The 20,715-nt window shown below is 60.4% G+C and carries 15 protein-coding genes and 2 tRNA genes; 13 read left to right on the top strand and 4 right to left on the bottom strand.

Features of this window, described 5'->3' with window-relative positions:
• Positions 1-3: 3 nt before the first annotated feature.
• The 10 genes from HU765_RS16300 to HU765_RS16255 all read left to right on the top strand — a co-directional run bounded on the left by HU765_RS16300 (position 4) and on the right by HU765_RS16255 (position 13,024).
• Positions 4-1,431 carry an N-acetylmuramoyl-L-alanine amidase gene (locus tag HU765_RS16300; protein WP_202883674.1) on the top strand — a complete coding sequence of 476 codons (1,428 nt, stop codon included), beginning with the start codon at positions 4-6 and terminating at the stop codon, positions 1,429-1,431.
• Positions 1,428-3,335: a DNA mismatch repair endonuclease MutL gene (mutL, locus tag HU765_RS16295; protein ID WP_186621701.1), complete on the top strand. Its 1,908-nt coding sequence runs from the start codon at positions 1,428-1,430 to the stop codon at positions 3,333-3,335. Before HU765_RS16300 ends, mutL begins: the two co-directional genes overlap by 4 nt.
• Positions 3,335-4,306: a tRNA (adenosine(37)-N6)-dimethylallyltransferase MiaA gene (gene miaA, locus HU765_RS16290; RefSeq protein ID WP_186621700.1), complete on the top strand. Its 972-nt coding sequence runs from the start codon at positions 3,335-3,337 to the stop codon at positions 4,304-4,306. The genes mutL and miaA overlap by 1 nt, the downstream gene beginning before the upstream one ends.
• 95 nt (positions 4,307-4,401) lie before the next feature.
• Positions 4,402-4,668: an RNA chaperone Hfq gene (gene hfq, locus HU765_RS16285; protein WP_108592145.1), complete on the top strand. Its 267-nt coding sequence runs from the start codon at positions 4,402-4,404 to the stop codon at positions 4,666-4,668.
• 12 nt (positions 4,669-4,680) lie between these two features.
• Positions 4,681-5,982 (top strand): ribosome rescue GTPase HflX, encoded by a 1,302-nt coding sequence (gene hflX, locus HU765_RS16280; RefSeq protein ID WP_186621698.1) that lies wholly within the window; start codon positions 4,681-4,683, stop codon positions 5,980-5,982.
• Between the two features lie 96 nt (positions 5,983-6,078).
• Positions 6,079-7,248 carry an FtsH protease activity modulator HflK gene (hflK, locus tag HU765_RS16275; protein WP_186621696.1) on the top strand — a complete coding sequence of 390 codons (1,170 nt, stop codon included), beginning with the start codon at positions 6,079-6,081 and terminating at the stop codon, positions 7,246-7,248.
• A complete protein-coding gene (gene hflC / locus HU765_RS16270; protein ID WP_186547653.1) occupies positions 7,248-8,117 on the top strand; it encodes a protease modulator HflC in 870 nt (289 codons plus the stop codon). The genes hflK and hflC overlap by 1 nt, the downstream gene beginning before the upstream one ends.
• 301 nt (positions 8,118-8,418) lie before the next feature.
• Positions 8,419-9,606 (top strand): ATP phosphoribosyltransferase regulatory subunit, encoded by a 1,188-nt coding sequence (locus HU765_RS16265; protein ID WP_186547651.1) that lies wholly within the window; start codon positions 8,419-8,421, stop codon positions 9,604-9,606.
• Positions 9,607-9,660: 54 nt separating this feature from the next.
• Positions 9,661-10,950 (top strand): adenylosuccinate synthase, encoded by a 1,290-nt coding sequence (locus HU765_RS16260; RefSeq protein WP_186621694.1) that lies wholly within the window; start codon positions 9,661-9,663, stop codon positions 10,948-10,950.
• 139 nt (positions 10,951-11,089) lie between these two features.
• On the top strand, positions 11,090-13,024 hold the full coding sequence (locus HU765_RS16255; protein ID WP_186547647.1) for a methyl-accepting chemotaxis protein: 1,935 nt from the start codon (positions 11,090-11,092) through the stop codon (positions 13,022-13,024).
• A 91-nt stretch (positions 13,025-13,115) separates the two neighbouring features.
• Here HU765_RS16255 and HU765_RS16250 read toward each other — a convergent pair whose 3' ends face one another.
• From HU765_RS16250 to HU765_RS16235, 4 genes are all read right to left on the bottom strand, one after another.
• On the bottom strand, positions 13,116-14,681 hold the full coding sequence (locus tag HU765_RS16250) for an iron ABC transporter permease (RefSeq protein ID WP_186621692.1): 1,566 nt from the start codon (positions 14,679-14,681) through the stop codon (positions 13,116-13,118).
• Complete coding sequence (locus HU765_RS16245) at positions 14,681-15,691, bottom strand: extracellular solute-binding protein (protein ID WP_186621690.1); 1,011 nt, start codon at positions 15,689-15,691, stop codon at positions 14,681-14,683. The genes HU765_RS16250 and HU765_RS16245 overlap by 1 nt, the downstream gene beginning before the upstream one ends.
• Before the next feature lie 322 nt (positions 15,692-16,013).
• A tRNA-Leu gene (locus tag HU765_RS16240) sits at positions 16,014-16,100 on the bottom strand.
• Between the two features lie 180 nt (positions 16,101-16,280).
• A tRNA-Leu gene (locus HU765_RS16235) sits at positions 16,281-16,367 on the bottom strand.
• A gap of 226 nt (positions 16,368-16,593) precedes the next feature.
• Between HU765_RS16235 and rnr the strand changes: the two genes are divergently transcribed.
• The 3 genes from rnr to rpsF all read left to right on the top strand — a co-directional run bounded on the left by rnr (position 16,594) and on the right by rpsF (position 20,707).
• Positions 16,594-19,221: a ribonuclease R gene (gene rnr / locus HU765_RS16230; RefSeq protein WP_186621688.1), complete on the top strand. Its 2,628-nt coding sequence runs from the start codon at positions 16,594-16,596 to the stop codon at positions 19,219-19,221.
• On the top strand, positions 19,218-19,982 hold the full coding sequence (rlmB, locus tag HU765_RS16225; protein WP_186621686.1) for a 23S rRNA (guanosine(2251)-2'-O)-methyltransferase RlmB: 765 nt from the start codon (positions 19,218-19,220) through the stop codon (positions 19,980-19,982). Before rnr ends, rlmB begins: the two co-directional genes overlap by 4 nt.
• Before the next feature lie 305 nt (positions 19,983-20,287).
• Complete coding sequence (gene rpsF, locus HU765_RS16220; RefSeq protein WP_007915844.1) at positions 20,288-20,707, top strand: 30S ribosomal protein S6; 420 nt, start codon at positions 20,288-20,290, stop codon at positions 20,705-20,707.
• Positions 20,708-20,715 lie beyond the last annotated feature (8 nt).

The following is a 20,715-nucleotide window of genomic DNA, read 5'->3' as shown; positions in this document are numbered from 1 at the left end:
ATGATGGGGTTTGGTATGCGCTTTCGCGCGTTGGTGGCTGCCGCTGGACTGATATTGATGGCAGTAACCGTCAACGCTGTGGCCGATTCAAAGGTCAACAGCGTGCGCCTGTGGCGGGCGCCGGACAACACGCGACTGGTGTTTGATCTGAGCGGCCCGGTGCAACACAGCGTTTTCACCCTCACCGCACCGGATCGACTGGTGATCGACATCAACGGCGCCACCCTCGGCGCGCCGTTGAATGTACAGACGGCGAACACGCCGATCACTGCGATGCGCTCGGCCCAGCGCACGCCGACTGACCTGCGTGTGGTTATCGACCTGAAAAAAGCTGTCACGCCGAAAAGCTTCTCGCTGGCGCCGAACGCGCAGTACGGCAACCGGCTGGTGGTCGATCTGTTCGACAACCCGGCCGACGCCGCACCGCCGCCGGCCCCGACGCCATCGGTAGCGACTGTGCCGGCAGTGCCGGTAACCCCGACCGAACCGGCAATCAAGTTGCCGCCCGCCCCGGCCGGCAAGCGTGACATTATTGTGGTGATCGATGCCGGCCACGGTGGCGAAGACCCGGGCGCGTCCGGGTCGCGCGGCCAGCGTGAGAAGGACGTGGTGCTGCAGATCGCCCGCGAGCTTCAGCGTCAGGTCAACGGCATGAAAGGCTTCCGCGCCGAACTGACCCGTACCGGTGATTACTTCATTCCGTTGCGCGGGCGTACCGAAATTGCCCGCAAGAAGGGCGCCGACCTGTTCGTCTCGATTCACGCCGATGCGGCACCGTCCGCGGCAGCCTTTGGTGCTTCGGTGTTCGCTCTGTCCGATCGTGGCGCTACCTCCGAGACCGCCCGCTGGCTGGCCGACAGCGAAAACCGCTCCGACCTGATCGGTGGTGCCGGTAACGTCAGCCTCGACGATAAGGACCGCATGCTCGCCGGCGTGCTGCTCGACCTGTCGATGACCGCATCGCTGACCTCCAGTCTCAATGTCGGCCAGAAAGTCCTGACCAACATCGGCCGGGTCACGCCGCTGCACAAACAGCGGGTGGAACAGGCCGGATTCATGGTGCTGAAGTCTCCGGATATTCCGTCGATCCTGGTCGAAACCGGCTTCATCTCCAATGCCAACGAAGCGAACAAACTTTCGGCGGCGAGCCACCAGCAGGCGCTGGCACGTTCGATCAGCAGCGGCGTGCGCCAGTTCTTCCAGCAGAATCCGCCACCGGGCACTTACATCGCCTGGCTGCGTGACTCCGGCAAGATCGCCCAGGGCCCGCGCGACCACCGCGTCGGTCCGGGTGAAACCCTGGCGATGATCGGCGTGCGCTATCAAGTCTCGCCAGCCACTTTGCGCGCCGCCAATAATCTCAAAAGCGACGAGCTGAAAGTCGGTCAGCACTTGACCATTCCCGGCACCGAACTGGCATCCAAAGAATGAACCAGGTCCTGAATACTGCGCGCATCGAGCTGCTCAGCCCACGGCTGGCGAACCAGATCGCCGCCGGTGAGGTGGTCGAGCGTCCAGCCTCGGTGATCAAGGAATTGCTGGAAAACAGCCTCGACTCCGGCGCCAAACGTATAGATGTCGACGTCGAGCAGGGTGGCGTCAAGCTGCTGCGCGTGCGCGACGACGGCAGTGGTATTTCTGCCGATGACCTGCCACTGGCCCTGGCCCGTCACGCCACCAGCAAAATCCGCAATCTCGAAGACCTGGAGCAGGTGATGAGCCTGGGCTTCCGCGGCGAAGCACTGGCGTCGATCAGCTCGGTGGCGCGTTTGACTCTGACCTCACGCACCCGCGATGCCGATCAGGCCTGGCAAGTGGAAACCGAAGGTCGCGACATGGCGCCCCGTGTGCAACCGGCGGCACATCCGGTCGGTACTTCGGTGGAAGTGCGTGACCTGTTCTTCAACACCCCGGCGCGGCGCAAATTCCTCAAGACCGAAAAAACCGAATTCGATCACCTGCAAGAAGTGATCAAACGCCTGGCGCTGGCGCGCTTCGATGTGGCTTTCCATCTGCGCCACAACGGCAAGACCATCCTCAGCCTCCATGAGGCCCATGACGACGCGGCCCGCGCCCGACGTGTCGCGGCAATCTGCGGCTCGGGCTTTCTTGAGCAGGCGTTGCCGATCGAGATCGAGCGCAATGGCCTGCACCTCTGGGGCTGGGTGGGCTTGCCGACGTTCAACCGTAGCCAGGCGGACTTGCAGTATTTCTTCGTGAATGGCCGGGCGGTGCGCGACAAGCTAGTGGCCCATGCCGTGCGCCAGGCGTATCGCGACGTGCTGTTCAATGGCCGGCATCCGACGTTTGCGCTGTTTTTCGAGGTCGATCCGGCAGCGGTCGACGTCAACGTGCACCCAACCAAGCACGAAGTGCGCTTCCGTGACGGGCGCATGGTCCATGATTTCCTCTACGGCACACTGCACCGCGCGTTGGGCGATGTGCGCCCGGAAGATCAACTGGCCGGCTCCGTCACCACGGCGATCGTTCGACCGAGCGGAATCGAGGCGGGCGAATTCGGCCCACAGGGCGAGATGCGTCTGGCCGCGAATGCGTTGCTTGAACAACCGCAGGCGCAACCGGCGTTCAACACGTCCTCCGGCGCCAGCGCTGGCGGCGCTTATCAGTATCAATACACGCCGCGTCCGCAATCGGCCGTGCCCGCGGCCGAGGCTCAGGCCGCTTACAAAGAGTTTTTCGCACCGTTGCCGCAAGCCAACGCCGACGCATTGCCCACCGGTCAGGAAGACATCCCGCCGCTCGGTTACGCACTGGCGCAGCTCAAGGGCATCTACATTCTTTCCGAAAACGCTCATGGGCTGGTGCTGGTGGACATGCACGCCGCTCACGAGCGAATCATGTACGAGCGCCTGAAAATCGCCATGGCCAGCGAAGGCCTCAGTGGTCAGCCGCTGCTTGTCCCAGAGTCATTGGCGGTCAGTCAGCGCGAAGCTGATTGCGCTGAAGAACATGCGGCGTGGTTTCAGCGTCTGGGCTTTGAATTGCAACGCCTTGGCCCGGAAACCCTGGCGATCCGGCAGATTCCGGCGTTGCTCAAGCAGGCCGAAGCCAACCGGCTGGTCGGCGACGTGCTGTCGGACCTGATGGAGTACGGCACCAGCGACCGGATCCAGGCGCATCTGAACGAACTGCTCGGCACCATGGCCTGCCACGGCGCGATCCGCGCCAACCGGCGCCTGGCCCTGGCGGAAATGAACGGCCTGCTGCGCGACATGGAAAACACCGAGCGCAGCGGTCAATGCAACCATGGCCGACCGACCTGGACCCAACTGGGCCTGGACGATCTGGACAAACTGTTCCTGCGCGGTCGTTGATGAGCCAGCTTCCTCCAGCGATTTTCCTGATGGGCCCGACTGCTGCGGGCAAGACCGATCTGGCCATCGAGTTGACCAAGGTGCTGCCCTGCGAGTTGATCAGCGTCGATTCGGCGCTGGTCTATCGCGACATGGACATCGGCACGGCCAAGCCGTCGAAGGCGTTACTGGGCGAATACCCGCATCGTTTGATAGATATACTCGATCCGGCCGAGACTTATTCGGCTGCCGATTTTCGCCGCGATGCGCTGCTGGCTATGGCTGATATCACCGCGCGCGGAAAAATTCCGCTGCTGGTGGGCGGCACGATGCTTTATTACAAGGCTTTGGTCGAAGGTCTGGCAGACATGCCGGCAGCCGATCCCGAGGTCCGTGCGCAGATTGAAGAAGAGGCCGCGCGCCTTGGCTGGCAAGCCCTGCACGATCAGTTGGCGGTCATCGATCCGGTATCGGCGGCGCGGATTCACCCGAACGATCCGCAGCGCTTGAGTCGCGCCCTGGAAGTTTACCGGGTCAGTGGCCAGAGCATGACCGCCCTGCGCGAGCAACAATCTGCGCAAAGTACTGAAGCAGCCGCTTCGGGACTGCAACAATTGCCCTATACTGTCGCGAACCTGGCCATTGCTCCGGCAAATCGCCAGGTACTGCATGAGCGCATTGAACAAAGATTCACAAATATGTTGGAACAGGGGTTTATCGATGAGGTCGTAGCCCTGCGTAAAAGAAGTGACCTGCATTCGGGGTTGCCGTCTATACGTGCGGTAGGCTACCGCCAAGTCTGGGATTACCTGGATGGCAAGCTGACGTTGGCTGAAATGCAGGAGCGCGGCATCATTGCCACGCGGCAATTGGCCAAACGCCAGTTCACCTGGCTGCGCAGCTGGGAAGATATACACTGGCTGGACAGTCTTGATTGCGACAATCTGCCACGCGCCTTGAAATACCTTGGGACCATCTCCATATTGAGCTGAGTCCTTGCAATTGCCGTCTATCCTTGGGGGTGTGACGGCCAAAGCCATCTGAATTACCTATTTTTTATTATTGAATCCTTAAAGGAGTGCGGCACATGTCAAAAGGGCATTCGCTACAAGACCCTTACCTGAATACTTTACGTAAAGAGAAAGTTGGGGTTTCCATCTACCTGGTCAACGGTATCAAACTGCAAGGCACGATCGAGTCGTTCGACCAGTTCGTCATCCTGCTGAAAAACACCGTCAGCCAGATGGTTTACAAACACGCTATCTCGACAGTAGTGCCGGTGCGTCCGATTCGTCTGCCTAGTGCAACCGAAAGCGAACAGGGTGATGCAGACCCAGCGCCGGGTAACGCCTGATAGGAGTCTCCTTTGTTCTTTGAGCGCCACGGTGGTGGTGAACGAGTCATCCTCGTTCACTTGGATGGACAGGACCCTGAGGCGCGCGAAGATCCGCAGGAGTTTCAGGAGTTGGCTAATTCGGCTGGCGCCGAGACCGTTGCGTTTTTTAACGTGCCGCGTCATCGGCCAACCGCCAAATACCTGATCGGCAGCGGCAAGGTCGAAGAGTTGCGCGACCTGGTCAAGGCTGAAGAAGCCGATCTGGTGATTTTCAATCACATCCTCACGCCCAGTCAGGAACGTAACCTCGAACGGGTTTTCGAGTGTCGCGTGATCGACCGCACGGGTCTGATTCTCGATATTTTCGCCCAGCGCGCCCGTACCCATGAAGGCAAGCTCCAGGTCGAACTGGCCCAGCTTGATCACATGAGTACCCGGCTGGTTCGCGGCTGGACTCACCTTGAACGTCAGGGTGGCGGTATCGGCATGCGCGGCCCGGGTGAAACCCAGCTGGAAACCGACCGCCGTCTGCTGCGGGTGCGCCTGCGCCAGATCAAGGGCCGGCTGGAAAAAGTGCGCAGCCAGCGCGAGCAGTCGCGTCGCGGTCGATCACGCGCGGATATTCCTACCGTGTCTCTGGTGGGCTATACCAACGCCGGCAAATCCACACTCTTCAACAACGTGACGAAGTCCGACGTGTACGCGGCTGACCAGTTGTTCGCCACGCTGGACCCGACGCTGCGCCGCCTGGACCTTGACGACCTCGGTCCGATTGTCCTCGCCGACACGGTGGGCTTCATTCGTCACCTGCCGCACAAGCTGGTCGAAGCATTTCGGTCTACGCTCGAAGAGTCGAGCAACTCCGACCTGCTTCTGCACGTGATCGATGCGGCCGAACCGGATCGCATGTTGCAGATCGAGCAGGTGATGGTGGTGCTGGGCGAGATTGGCGCCCAGGACTTGCCGATCCTCGAGGTCTATAACAAACTCGATTTGCTTGAAGGCGTGGAGCCACAGATCCAGCGCGATGCCGATGGCAAGCCGCAACGGGTCTGGCTCTCGGCGCGTGAAGGCAGTGGTCTGGAATTGCTTGAGCAAGCCATTGCCGAGTTGCTGGGCAGTGATTTGTTTGTCGGCACATTGCGTTTGCCGCAACGATTCGCTCGACTGCGTGCGCAGTTCTTCGAACTCGGTGCGGTGCAAAAAGAAGAACACGATGAAGAAGGCGTCAGCCTGCTGACCGTTCGTTTGCCCCGGGTCGAGTTGAATCGACTGGTAAGCCACGAAGGATTGCAGCCGATGGAATTCATCGAGCAACACACTTTGCAATAAAAGCCTGACAAAGCGGTTGTGCCGCAACGGCAGGCATTCTGTAGCATTGGTCGGCGCGCCGTGGGTGCGTCTTTGCTTTATCAGATGGAGAGCGCTATGGCTTGGAATGAGCCGGGTGGCAACTCGAACAATCAGGATCCCTGGGGTGGCAAGCGCCGCAATAACGGCGACCGCAAGGGGCCACCGGATCTCGACGAGGCCTTCCGAAAGCTGCAGGAAAGCCTGAACGGGTTGTTCGGTGGTGGCAAGAAACGTGGTGATGACGGCGGTGGTTCGGGCAAACGCAGTGGCGGCTTCGGCGGCCTGCTCGGCATCGGTCTGGTCGTGCTGGCGGCTGTCTGGCTGTACAGCGCAGTGTACGTGGTGGACGAGCAGGAGCAGGCCGTAGTGCTTCGCTTCGGCAAGTACTACGAGACCGTCGGCCCGGGCCTGAACATCTACTTCCCGCCGATCGACAAGAAGTACATGGAAAACGTCACGCGTGAACGTGCGTATACCAAGCAGGGCCAGATGCTCACCGAGGACGAGAACATCGTCGAAGTGCCGCTGACCGTGCAGTACAAGATCAGCAACCTGCAGGACTTCGTGCTGAACGTCGATCAGCCGGAAATCAGCCTGCAGCACGCGACTGACAGCGCCTTGCGCCACGTGGTGGGTTCCACCGCCATGGACCAGGTGCTGACCGAAGGTCGTGAGTTGATGGCCAGCGAAATCAAGGAGCGTCTGCAACGCTTCCTCGATACCTATCGCACCGGTATCACGGTCACCCAGGTCAACGTACAGAGCGCAGCGGCACCGCGTGAAGTTCAGGAAGCCTTCGATGACGTGATCCGCGCCCGTGAAGACGAGCAGCGTTCGCGCAACCAGGCTGAAACCTACGCCAACGGCGTCGTGCCTGAAGCCCGTGGTCAGGCCCAGCGCATCATCGAAGATGCCAACGGCTACCGTGACGAAACCGTCTCGCGCGCCAAGGGTGAGGCCGATCGCTTCACCAAACTGGTCGCCGAGTATCGCAAGGCTCCTGAAGTAACCCGCCAGCGTCTTTACCTGGACACCATGCAGGAAGTCTTCAGCAACACCAGCAAGGTACTCGTGACCGGCAACAAGAACGGCCAGAGCAACCTGCTTTATCTGCCGTTGGACAAAATGATCCAGAACAGTTCGGGCAGCGCACCGGTCACCGGTTCGGCCGCCGCCAGCAACAACACGGAAACCGTGCCGCATGTCACTGACCTGCCGCAGACGCGCACAAGGGAGACCCGCTGATGAGCAATAAATCGCTGATCGCCCTTATTGTTGGCGTCGTCGTGGTACTGGTGGGCTGGAACTGCTTCTACATCGTCGCTCAGACCGAGCGTGCGGTGCTGCTGCAATTCGGTCGTGTGGTTCAGGCTGATGTTCAGCCGGGCCTGCATGTGAAAGTGCCTTACGTCAATCAGGTGCGTAAGTTCGACGCACGCCTGATGACGCTGGACGCACCGACGCAGCGCTTCCTGACCCTGGAAAAGAAAGCGGTGATGGTCGACGCCTACGCCAAGTGGCGCGTGAAAGATGCCGAGCGCTTCTACACCGCGACCTCCGGCCTCAAGCAGATCGCCGACGAGCGTTTGTCCCGTCGTCTGGAATCCGGTCTGCGTGACCAGTTCGGCAAGCGCACCCTGCACGAAGTCGTGTCGGGTGAGCGTGATGCATTGATGGCTGACATCACTGCGTCGCTGAACAAGATGGCGGAAAAAGAGCTGGGTATCGAAGTGGTCGATGTCCGGGTCAAGACCATCGATCTGCCGAAGGAAGTGAACCGCAGCGTGTTCGAGCGTATGAGCACCGAGCGTGAGCGTGAAGCTCGCGAGCACCGCGCCAAGGGTAACGAGCTGGCCGAAGGCATCCGTGCCGACGCCGACCGCCAACGCCGCGTGCTGCTGGCGGAAGCCTATCGTGAATCCGAAGAGGTTCGCGGTGATGGTGATGCCCAGGCCGCTGCGATCTACTCCAAGGCCTACGGTCAGGATCAGGAGTTCTACGCGTTCTACCGTAGCCTGCGTGCCTACCGTGAAAGCTTCGCGAACAAATCCGACGTACTGGTCCTCGACCCAAGCAGCGACTTTTTCCATTACCTGGAAAAGGCCAAGCCTTGATACGACGTTGACCTGAATCACTCCGCCCGGCGGCTAAAACCTCGGGCGGGGTGATCCTTTGGGAAAACGTGTGTATGATGCGGCAGCCGGGAAATTCCCGGCTTTTTTGCGTCTGCACGTTTGATTGCTGTTTTTGCTGCAGAGCATCGGGTTGAAAGGCTCGAGCGTTTTTCGAGGGAAGTGATTGGCGAAGCCGGTAACAGGCTTTTCGCTGCGTTGTTCATGCGCGGAACAATCGTTTTCTGCTTCAATCAAGGCTCAGCCCTCGGGCTGGCCGCCCGGATCAAAGGGGAATGGCGTAATGGCAACGGTAGACCGCTGGCTGCTGCCAGATGGCATCGAAGAAGTACTGCCACCAGAAGCGGCGCGCATCGAAGTGGCGCGTCGCCAGGTGTTGGATCTGTTCCAGAGCTGGGGTTACGAATTTGTCGTGACTCCCCATATCGAGTACCTGGAATCCCTGCTGACCGGCGCGGGCCAGGACCTGGATCTGCGTACCTTCAAGGTCATCGACCCGCAATCGGGCCGGCAGATGGGTTTCCGTGCCGACATTACGCCGCAAGTGGCGCGCATCGATGCGCACACTCTGCGTCGCGAAGGCCCGAGCCGTCTGTGCTACGCGGGCAGCGTGCTGCATGCCCAGCCGCGTGCGCTGTCGTCCTCGCGCAGCCCGATCCAGCTGGGTGCCGAGCTGTACGGCGACGCCAGCCCGAGCAGTGACGTTGAAGTGATCAGCCTGATGCTGGCCATGCTGCAACTGGCCGACGTGCCGGACGTGCACATGGACCTCGGCCATGTCGGCATTTATCGTGGTCTGGCGCGCGCCGCCGGTTTGTCCGGTGAGGTCGAGCAGCAGTTGTTCGATGCCCTGCAGCGCAAGGCCATCGACGAAGTCATCATTCTGACCGAAGGCCTGCCGGCCGATCTTTCCGGCATGCTGCGCGCGCTGGTCGATCTGTGCGGCGGCCGTGAAGTATTGGCCGCTGCTCGCGAGCGACTGGCGAATGCGCCGGCGCCAGTATTGGCGGCGCTGGAAGACTTGCTGGCCATCGCCGAGCGTCTCTCGGTGCGCTTCCCGCAGTTGCCGCTGTATTTCGACCTGGGCGAGTTGCGCGGCTATCACTACCACACCGGTGTAGTGTTCGCGGTGTTTGTGCCTGGCGTTGGTCAGTCCATCGCGCAAGGCGGTCGTTATGACGACATCGGTGCCGACTTCGGTCGGGCCCGTCCGGCGACCGGCTTCTCTACCGATTTGAAAACCCTGGTGACCCTGGGGCGTGCTGAGATCGAGTTACCGTCTGGCGGTATCTGGATGCCTGACAGTACGGATGCGGCACTCTGGCAGCAGGTTTGCCAGTTGCGCAGTGAGGGTCAGCGTGTCGTTCAGGCGTTGCCTGGGCAACCTTTGGCCGCCGCCCGTGATGCGGACTGCGACCGGCAATTGATTCAGCAGAACGGGCTTTGGCAAGTATCGCCACTGGCTTCTTGAGTTTTCCTGCCGGCCTTCGCCGGCACCAAGTTTGCGCGAATGAGGACAAGTGTTATGGGTAAGAATGTCGTAGTCCTGGGCACCCAGTGGGGTGATGAGGGCAAAGGCAAGATCGTTGATCTGCTGACCGAACATGCTGCCGCCGTAGTGCGCTACCAAGGTGGCCACAACGCTGGTCACACCCTGGTGATCGACGGCGAAAAAACCGTCTTGCACCTGATTCCCTCGGGCGTGCTGCGCGAAGGCGTGCAGTGCCTGATCGGCAACGGCGTGGTGGTTGCACCTGACGCCCTGCTGCGCGAGATCACCAAGCTGGAAGAGAAAGGCGTACCGGTGCGCGAGCGCCTGCGTATCAGCCCGTCCTGCCCGCTGATCCTGTCCTTCCACGTGGCGCTGGACCAGGCCCGTGAAAAGGCGCGTGGCGAGCTGAAGATCGGCACCACCGGTCGCGGCATCGGCCCAGCCTATGAAGACAAGGTGGCCCGACGCGGCCTGCGTGTTGGCGATCTGCTCAACATGCCGCGCTTCGAAGACAAGCTGCGTGAGCTGGTGGATTACCACAACTTCATGCTGGTCGGTTACTACAAGGAGCCGGCCATCGAGTTCGAAAAGACTCTGGCCGAGTGCAAGGAATACGCTGAGCTGCTCAAGCCGCTGATGCTCGACGTAACCGCTGAGCTGCATGACCTGCGTCGTGCCGGCAAAGACATCATGTTTGAAGGTGCTCAGGGTTCGTTGCTCGACATCGACCACGGTACCTACCCGTACGTGACCAGCTCCAACACCACCGCCGGTGGCGTGGCGACCGGTTCGGGCGTTGGCCCGATGTTCCTCGATTACATTCTGGGCATCACCAAGGCTTACACCACTCGCGTCGGTTCGGGTCCATTCCCGACTGAGCTGTTCGATGACGTGGGGGCGCACCTGGCCAAGCAAGGTCACGAGTTCGGCGCGACCACCGGTCGTGCTCGTCGTTGCGGCTGGTTCGACGCCGTTATCCTGCGTCGCGCTATCGATGTGAACAGCATCTCGGGCATCTGCCTGACCAAGCTGGACGTACTTGACGGTCTGGAAACCATCAACATCTGCATCGGCTACAAAGATGCGCAGGGTAATGCCGTTGCTCCGACCGACGCTGACAGCTATGTAGGCCTGCAACCTGTGTACGAAGAAGTGCCGGGCTGGACCGAATCGACCGTGGGTGCCAAGACCCTGGAAGAGCTGCCGGCTAACGCTCGTGCCTACATCAAACGCGTTGAAGAGTTGATCGGTGCGCCGATCGACATTATTTCGACGGGCCCGGACCGCAACGAAACCATCGTTCTGCGTCATCCGTTTGCTTGATAAGTCGTTGATGTAAAAAACAAAGGCCCCTTAATCGGGGCCTTTGTCGTTTATGCCTGTTGGACGGCATGACCTTTGCTGTGAATCTGTCTACAAGAGTGCCATCAAATTAATGGCGTCAGAAGTAGAGGGATTTAAAGTGTCAGCCGTTCTCTCACTGTTACAAAGCCGTTTGTTGCGGCCGGTGTTCGTTACCTTGGGTATCGCCCTTTTGGTGCAGGTGTTGGTGGCGGTTGCCCTGACGCGGAGCACGGTCACGGCGCTCGAAGCTGATTTGGCTGTGCGCCTTGGCGCCGACAGCCAGAAACTCTCCGGGGAGCTGGAGCAGGCGGGGCGTGAAGTGACGTCGAGCCTCGATGCGCTATCAGCCAGCACGCGTCAGCGGCTGACCGCCGGCCTGTCATCGCGCCTCAAGGAAGAGCAGGCGCAACTGCGGGCAACTCTGGAAAAGGATCTCAAGGATTCGGCCAATGACATGGCGCAGTTGCTGGCGTCCGTCGCGCCTCGCGCCATGTGGGACAGCGATGTGCCGACATTGTCGGAGTTCGCCCGTCGTGCCCAGCGCAATCCCAACGTGCTGTTCGTGGTATACGACGATGCCACTGGTCAACACCTGACGCGCTATCTCAATCGCGAAAACCCGATCAACAAGGCCTTGCTGGAAAAAGGCCAGGGCGAGCGCGCGCTGGATAAAGTGTTGGATGCAGCGAAGAACGATCCATCGGTGTATTACCTCGAAGCCTCGATCAACCCTAATGGCGTGGAAATCGGCAAGGTGCTGATGGGCGTGTCCACGGCCTCGGTGGAAACTGATCTGGCTGCACTCGACTCGCGTTTCTTAGCGCTGATTGCCAGCAGCGATCAGTTGGTCGGCGACAGTCTCAAAGGGGCTGCGGCGGACAGCGCCAAGGCCATGCAGGCGCGCCTGCAATCGGCGCAGGCCACGGCGACCGAGATGAAAACCAACACGGCCAATACTGTCCAGGAAGCGGCTGCGACCCTGCGCTGGCGAATAGGCATGGGGCTGGCGCTGGTCGGTTGCGGCGTGCTGCTGTTGCTGGCAGTGGTGCTTGGTCATCGCGTGGTCAATCGCCTGAAGATGCTCAACGCGGCGATGGATGATCTGGCAGCGGGCGAGGGCGATCTGACCAAGCGCGTGCAGATCAACAGCAAGGATGAAATCGGCGACATGGCGTCGGCGGTCAATCGCTTTGTGGATAAGTTGCAGCCGATCGTGCGCGAGGCAGGTGATGTCGCTCAGCGCACTGGCGTGGAAATTGGCGCCATGACCCTGCGCAACGCTGGCGCCGATGCGGCTGCCGGGATGCAGCGTGACGAGGTCGCGGAAAGCTTGCGTGCGCTGTCGCAAATGGCTGACGAGGCGCAGTCGGAAAGCCAGGCGATGCAGGCGGCGCTAAAGCAGGTTGTCGATATTCGTCAGGCCACCGATGAAAACACTCGGACTTCGGCCAAGGTCGGTAGCCTGATTGAAGCGCTGGCCGGGCAGGTCGACACCGGGGCGAAGGTCATCGAACGCCTGGCGCAGCAGAGCGAGCAGATCGAAGTGGTGCTGACGGTGATTCACGGCATCGCTGAGCAGACCAACTTGCTGGCTTTGAACGCGGCCATCGAGGCCGCGCGGGCGGGTGAGACCGGTCGCGGTTTCGCGGTGGTCGCCGACGAGGTGCGTGCGTTGGCGAGCAAGACACAAAGCTCCACAGGCGATATTCAGGCGCACATCGTCGCGCTGCAGCAAGGTGCACGTGAAGCGGTCGAAGCAATCGGTCAGGCCGGGCGTCAGGCCAGCGAAGGCCTGCTGGTGCTGCGAGACAGCGCGCGGCTGCAACAGTCGGTGCAGGCCTCGGTGGAACAAGTGCACGCGGCGATCGGTCTGGCGACGCAAGCGGCAGCGCATCAGGCGCAAGGGGCGCAGGCTGTTCGTGGGCGCGTCGAGACCATTCATGCGCAGGCCGAGAAAGCGGCGCAGGCGGTGGTGGAGACCACGGCCAGTGGCAAAGTGCTGGATGGCCTGGCGGCGCAGTTGAAGGCGAGCCTGGGGCAGTTCAGGGCTTGATGCTAACCGCGCGGGCCTCTTCGCGAGCCGGCTCACTCCCACATTTGGAATGCGTTCCCCTGTAGGAGTGAGCCTGCTCGCGATAGCTATTTCAGCGACTCAGATACATCCGCGTCGTCAGCAAATAAACCGGCAACCCCGACACCACAATCAATAACGCCGCATAGGGCGCCGCCGCTGCGAACTCAACATTCGCGGTATGCGCCCACACTTCGGTCGCCAGCGTATTAAGCCCGGTCGGGCTCAGCAGCAGCGTCGCCGTCAGTTCCTTCATTGCATCAAGAAATACCAGTGCAAACGCCGCGCCCAATGCCGGGAAGATAATCGGCAACGTCACTCGACAAAAAGCCGTGAACGACGAAGCCCCCAGCGTACGCGCCGCCTCTTCCAACTGTGGCGCAGCCTTGTTCAGGGCGGTACGAATCGGCGCCTGAGCCAGCGGCAAAAACAGCAGCGCATAGGCGATCAGCAGCAACCCCGAGGTCTGGTACAGCACTGGCACGTAGTGCAGGGCGAAATACACCAGCGTCAATGCAATCACCAAGCCTGGCAGCGCATGCAGCAGATACGGCAGGCGCTCGGCCCAGATCGTGAGTCGGCCTTTGTGGCGCACCACCAACAGCCCGATTGGCACTGCCAGCAGCAGACATAACGCTGCGCCGCCCAACGACAATGCAAGCGACGACAACAGCGCCTCGCCAATCGCCGCCGCCGGAAAGGCAGCAGATGAACCGACCGCCAACCAGTACGCCAACATCCCCAGCGGAATCCCGCTGCCGACAATCGCCAGCGAAAGGCAATACAGCTGACCGACCGCTGCCCACGGGCCGAGACGAACCTGTCCGGCCTGACGCGCCGCGCCCTGCCCGGTGCGCACATGCCGGCCCTTGCCGCGTACCCGCAGCTCCAGCCATAACAGCAGCAGACACAGCGCCAGCAACACGGCCGACAGCATCGCTGCATTGGCGTTGCTGAATTCCAGCTCGAATTGCTGGTAGATCGCCGTGGTGAAGGTTTGCAGGCCGATGATCGACAGCGCGCCGAACTCCACCAGCATGTGCAAGGCAATCAGCAGCGAGCCGGCCAGCAGCGATGGCCACAGCAGCGGCAAGGTGACACGAAAAAATACGCCCCAGCGATTCTGCCCAAGGGTGCGGGCCGATTCTTCAAGGGAGGGGTCAAGATTGCGCAGGGTCGCCGCCACCGGCAAAAAGATCAGCGGATACTTCGACAGGCTCATCACCAGGATTGCCCCGCCCAGGCCTTCGAATTGGGCGCTCAGAGAAACCCAGGTGAAACTGCTGACGAACGCCGGTACGGCAAACGGCAGGCACAGAATCACGCCCCACAGGCGCCGCCCCGGCAGATTGCTGCGCTCCAGCAACCACGCCAGCGACAAACCGACCATGGCACAAGTGATGGTCACCCCAACCATCAACGCGAGGGTATTGCGCAGTAGCCCGAACACGTACGGGCGCCATAACAAATGCAGCGCTTCGGCCCAGCCGGCCTGCCAGGCTTTAAGCCCGACATACGCCAGCGGCAACAGGCTCAGCACCACCAGCAGCAAGACCGGCAGCACCAGCCAGATCGACGGTCGTTTGCGTTTTGGTACATAACCCCCGCGCGCGGCGGGGGCGGATAACGATGCGGCCATCAGTTCAAGCCAACTTCACGTTCCAGCTCCAGCGCTTCTTCAGCATTGCCCAGATCGGCGGGGGTGACATTCGGCGCTTGCAGTTCACTGAACGGCTTGAGTCCGCGGTCCGATTCCATGCCTTTGTGCAGCGGATATTCGGCGGTGGTCTGGGTGATCACGCGCTGGCCTTCTTCGCTGGCCATGTAGGCCAGAAATTGCTGGGCTTCTTTTGGATGTTTGCTGGACTTCAATACCGCAGCGCTGGACACGGTGATCAAGCCGCCGACATCGCCACCGGTGAAATAATGCAGTTTGGAGTCGAGCTGGCCTTTTTCGCGCTGCAGGGCGAACCAGTAGTAGTTGTTCACCAGGACCGTGGCGACTTCGCCGTTTTCCACGGCTTTGAGCGCGACCATGTTATTGCTGTAGGTCTTGCCGAACGCGCGCAGACCGGTCAGCCATTCTTCGGCGGCGTCGCGACCGTGCAGCTTGATGATCGCGACGGCCTGCTCCTGGAAGGCGCCACTGGTCGGGACGAAGCCGACCTTGCCTTGCCATTTCGGATCGGAAAACTCCATGACTGATTTCGGCAGGTCTTTTTCATCGATCAGTTTCGGGTTGAAGGCAACCACGCGCACCCGCGCAGTCACCCCGATCCAGGTGCCGTTGCTGGCGACGTACTCTTTTGGCAGAACGGCCAGTGTCGCGTCATCGGTCTTGGCCAGCAGGCCTTGTTCGCCCAGGTTGTTCAGGGGCGGTGATTCTTCCGTGTAGATCACGTCGGCAGGCGAGCGGTCGCCTTCTTCGATGACCTGACTGGCGAGCTGGTTGCTGCTGCCTTTGCGTACGTTGACGTGAATACCGGTCTTGGCTTCGAACGCCTTGGCAATCGCGTCGCCGACTTCCTTGTGCTGGCCGTTGTAAAGAGTCAGGGACACCGCATCGGATGCCTGGGTGAGGGGAGTGGCGAGCGCCAGGCCGAGGAGGGTGAAGGTCAGGCCTCGGCGCAGGGTATTTCGAAACATCATTCGCAGGGTTCCTCACTGTCGCATTGCAAAAACTTGCAACAATGATAAACGATATTGTTTCTCAAGTGCGCCTTGTAGCGGTCGCACGAATTCAACGGTGGCTGAAAAACATTGTGGCGAGGGAGCTTGCTCCCGCTGGGGTACGCAGCAGCGCTCGTGTTTGTCTGGTTGCACGGTGCGTGCAGATTTGCGACTGCTGCGCAGCCGGGCGGGAGCAAGCTCCCTCGCCACAGGTGATCTGGAAATTTCAGGAAGGCAGAAACGCAAAAACCCGCTTTCGCGGGTTTCTGTGAAATTCAAGGCCTGAACCTTGAATTTGAATTGGTGCCCAGAAGAAGACTCGAACTTCCACGACCGTAAGGTCACCAGCACCTGAAGCTGGCGTGTCTACCAATTTCACCATCTGGGCATTCATCGCAAGCGTTGCCGCTGTTGATGTGGCGCACTATACGGAGCGCTTTTTGATCTGTAAACCCCTGATTTAATTTTAATAAACCGGTTTTAACAAATCCTTTCCCTGAAATGCAAAAAACCCGCTTTCGCGGGTTTTGTGTGAGTCTTGAAACTGATCTAGTCTCAAACTCGAAATTGGTGCCCAGGAGAAGACTCGAACTTCCACGACCGTAAGGTCACCAGCACCTGAAGCTGGCGTGTCTACCAATTTCACCACCTGGGCATCATCGAAAGCGCTTGTGCGTCGTCGATGGCGCGCACTATACGGAGCAGCTTTTTAACTGTAAACCCCTGCCGCAGAAAAAACTGAATTTTTTTACCAGCGGCGTTCAAATCGGTATCAGAGCGTCGATACAGGGCCTTGTACGGCTCTTGTAGAGTCGGAAATTTCCCGTTTCACGGCGCCTATGCCAAACTAACCCGCATATAGACAAGGTGAAAACTCTCTAATGGCCGATTGGCAGTCCCTCGATCCCGAGGCCGCTCGTGAAGCGGAAAAATACGAAAACCCTATTCCCAGCCGCGAACTGATCCTGGCGCACCTCGCCGATCGGGGTTCGCCTGCTGCCCGCGAGCAACTGGTCGAAGAGTTTGGTCTGACCACAGAAGACCAGATCGAAGCCCTGCGCCGCCGTTTGCGCGCCATGGAGCGCGATGCGCAACTCATCTATACCCGACGCGGCACCTACGCGCCGGTAGACAAGCTCGATCTGATCCTCGGTCGCATCAGCGGTCACCGTGACGGCTTTGGCTTCCTGGTGCCGGACGATGGCAGCGACGATCTGTTCATGAGCCCGGCGCAAATGCGTCTGGTGTTCGACGGCGACCGTGCGCTGGCCCGTGTTTCCGGTCTCGACCGTCGCGGTCGTCGCGAAGGCGTGATCGTCGAAGTGGTGTCCCGCGCGCACGAAACCATCGTGGGTCGCTACTTCGAAGAGGGCGGCATCGGCTTCGTCGTTGCGGATAATCCGAAGATCCAGCAGGAAGTGTTGGTCACCCCGGGCCGTAACGCCAACGCGCAGATCGGTCAGTTCGTCGAGGTGAAAATCACCCACTGGCCGACGCCGCGCTTTCAGCCGCAAGGCGATGTGGTCGAAGTGGTCGGCAACTACATGGCGCCGGGCATGGAAATCGATGTCGCGCTGCGTACCTACGACATTCCGCACGTCTGGCCTGAAGCGGTTCTGAAAGAAGCGGCGAAGCTCAAGCCTGAAGTTGAAGAAAAAGACAAAGAGAAGCGCATCGACCTGCGCCATCTGCCGTTCGTCACCATCGACGGCGAAGATGCCCGCGATTTCGACGACGCGGTTTACTGCGAAGCCAAGCCGGGCAAGCTGCGTCTGTTCTCCGGCGGCTGGAAGTTGTACGTGGCGATTGCCGACGTTTCCAGTTACGTGAAGATCGGCTCGGCGCTGGACAACGAAGCCCAGGTGCGCGGCAACTCGGTGTATTTCCCCGAGCGCGTGATCCCGATGCTGCCCGAGCAGTTGTCCAACGGCCTGTGCTCGCTGAACCCGCAGGTCGATCGTCTGGCCATGGTTTGTGAGATGACCATCTCCAAGTCTGGCGAAATGACCGACTACTGCTTCTACGAAGCGGTGATCCATTCCCACGCCCGTCTGACCTACAACAAGGTCAGTGCGATGCTGGAAACGCCGAAGGCTACCGAGGCGCGCAAATTGCGCGGCGAGTACACCGACGTCGTGCCGCACCTCAAGCAGCTCTACGCGCTGTACAAAGTGCTGCTGGCCGCTCGTCACGTACGTGGCGCGATCGATTTCGAGACGCAGGAAACCCGGATCATCTTCGGTTCCGAGCGCAAGATTGCCGAAATCCGTCCGACCGTCCGCAACGATGCGCACAAGTTGATCGAGGAGTGCATGCTGGCCGCCAACGTGGCCACCGCCGAATTCCTCAAGAAACACGAGATTCCTGCACTGTACCGCGTTCACGCCGGTCCGCCGCCAGAGCGTCTGGAAAAGCTGCGCGCCTTCCTCGGTGAGCTCGGCCTGTCTTTGCACAAAGGCAAGGACGGTCCGTCGCCGAAGGATTATCAAGCCCTGCTCGCGAGCATCAAGGATCGTCCGGATTTTCACCTGATCCAGACGGTTATGCTGCGTTCGTTGAGTCAGGCGGTGTACAGCGCTGAAAACGATGGTCACTTTGGCCTGAATTACGAAGCCTATACCCACTTCACCTCGCCGATCCGTCGTTATCCGGATCTGCTCACGCACCGCGCGATCCGCAGCGTGATCCATTCGAAACAAGACACCCCGCACGTTCGCCGTGCCGGTGCGATGACCATTCCGAAGGCACGCATCTATCCGTACGACGAAGCGGCGCTGGAGCAGCTCGGCGAGCAGTGCTCGATGAGCGAGCGCCGTGCCGACGAAGCGACCCGTGACGTAACGAACTGGCTCAAGTGCGAGTTCATGAAGGATCGCGTCGGCGAGTCGTTCCCGGGTGTGATCACCGCCGTGACCGGTTTTGGTCTGTTCGTCGAACTGACCGATATCTACGTCGAAGGCCTGGTGCACGTCACCGCGCTGCCGGGCGATTACTACCACTTCGATCCTGTGCATCACCGCCTGGCGGGCGAGCGCACCGGTCGCAGCTTCCGTCTTGGCGACACCGTTGAAGTACGCGTCATGCGCGTCGACCTCGACGAGCGCAAGATCGACTTCGAGATGGCCGAAAAAACCATCAGCGCGCCGATCGGTCGCAAAAAACGTGGCGCCGAAACCGCCGCGCCTGCTGCCAAGTCTGCGGAGGAAAAGGCTCCAGCGAAAACCGCCAGCCGTCGTCCGGCCAAGGAAAAGGTTGCCGAAGCCTATCGCCCAAGCGATGCCGTGGCGAAAAACGCGGAACTGCGTAAAAGCCGTGAATTGAAAAAGGCCTTGCTGGCCGACGCGAAAAACGGTGGTAAAGCGGCGTCCGGGGGAAAGACCGGGCGGTCGGCGCCTGAGGCGACCGGCGGCAAGCCAGCCAAACCGAGCAAACATCGTAAAGGCCCGCCGAAAGCGGGTTCTGCTCCAGCCAAAAGTGGCGGGGCGCGTAAGCCGAAGGCGAAGTCATGAGTCAGTTGGAAAAAATCTACGGCGTTCACGCGGTAGAGGCGTTGCTGCGTCACCACCCTAAACGCGTCAAGCAGATCTGGCTGGCGGAAAGCCGCAACGATCCGCGCGTGCAGACGCTGGTGGAACTGGCCAACCAAAACCGGGTTCAGGTCGGCCAGGCCGAACGCCGTGAAATGGACGCCTGGGTTGAAGGCGTTCATCAGGGCGTGGTGGCGGAAGTCAGCCCGAGTCAGGTCTGGGGCGAGGCGATGCTCGACGAGCTGCTTGATCGCACCGAGCGCGCGCCGCTGTTGCTGGTACTTGATGGCGTAACCGATCCGCACAACCTCGGTGCCTGCCTGCGTTCGGCCGATGCGGCCGGCGCGCTGGCGGTGATCGTGCCGAAAGACAAGTCGGCCACTTTGACGCCGGTGGTTCGTAAGGTGGCCTGCGGCGCGGCGGAAGTGATTCCGCTGGTTGCGGTGACCAATCTGGCACGTACCCTGGAAAAGCTCCAGCAACGTGGCCTGTGGATAGTGGGCACGGCCGGTGAAGCTGAAGTCAGCATTTATGACCAGGACCTGACCGGCCCGACCATCCTGATCATGGGCGCTGAAGGCAAAGGTATGCGGCGCCTGACTCGCGAACATTGCGACTACCTCGTCAACCTGCCGATGGCCGGTAGCGTCAGCAGCCTCAATGTCTCGGTCGCAACCGGCGTATGCCTGTTCGAAGCCCAGCGCCAGCGTGGCGCGAAGGCCAAGGCTGCCGCGAAGAAATAAGCTTCACGCAAGAACTGTGGGAGCGAGCCTGCTCGCGAAGAGGTGGTGTCAGTCGATATATTTGTTGTCTGACAGACCGCATTCGCGAGCAGGCTCGCTCCCACATTCGTTCACGGTGTCTGGAAGATCGGTGGTTGTTCAAATAATCACCAATTGCCTTGCGCCCCCGCAGTCCCTTCTCTACAATTGCGCCCCTTGCTGTGACGGCAGGCACGCATGTGCCCCGCGCCAGCAAGTCCATAAGTGTCATTCACTCCTTGTCTGACCGTTTTTGAGCGGCAGGCTACAACCCGTAAGGAGCATTCATGCGTCATTACGAAATCATCTTTCTGGTCCACCCGGATCAGAGCGAGCAAGTCGGCGGCATGGTTGAGCGTTACACCAAGCTGATCGAAGAAGACGGCGGCAAAATCCACCGTCTGGAAGACTGGGGCCGTCGTCAACTGGCCTACGCAATCAACAATGTTCACAAGGCTCACTACGTGATGCTGAACGTTGAGTGCACTGGCAAGGCCCTGGCCGAGCTGGAAGACAACTTCCGCTACAACGATGCAGTGATCCGTAACCTGGTCATCCGTCGCGACGAAGCCGTTACCGGCCAGTCCGAGATGCTCAAGGCTGAAGAAAACCGCAGTGAGCGCCGTGAGCGTCGCGATCGTCCTGAGCACGAAGGCGCTGAAAGCGCTGAAGGCGAAGAGAACGACAGCGATAACGCTGACGAGTAATCCACGGA

The organism is Pseudomonas sp. SWRI81, from assembly GCF_014268545.1.
GTDB classification, from domain to species: Bacteria; Pseudomonadota; Gammaproteobacteria; order Pseudomonadales; family Pseudomonadaceae; genus Aquipseudomonas; species Aquipseudomonas hamedanensis.
Note: the sequence above shows the minus strand (reverse complement) of the source record. Positions and strands in the feature narration are given on the sequence as shown.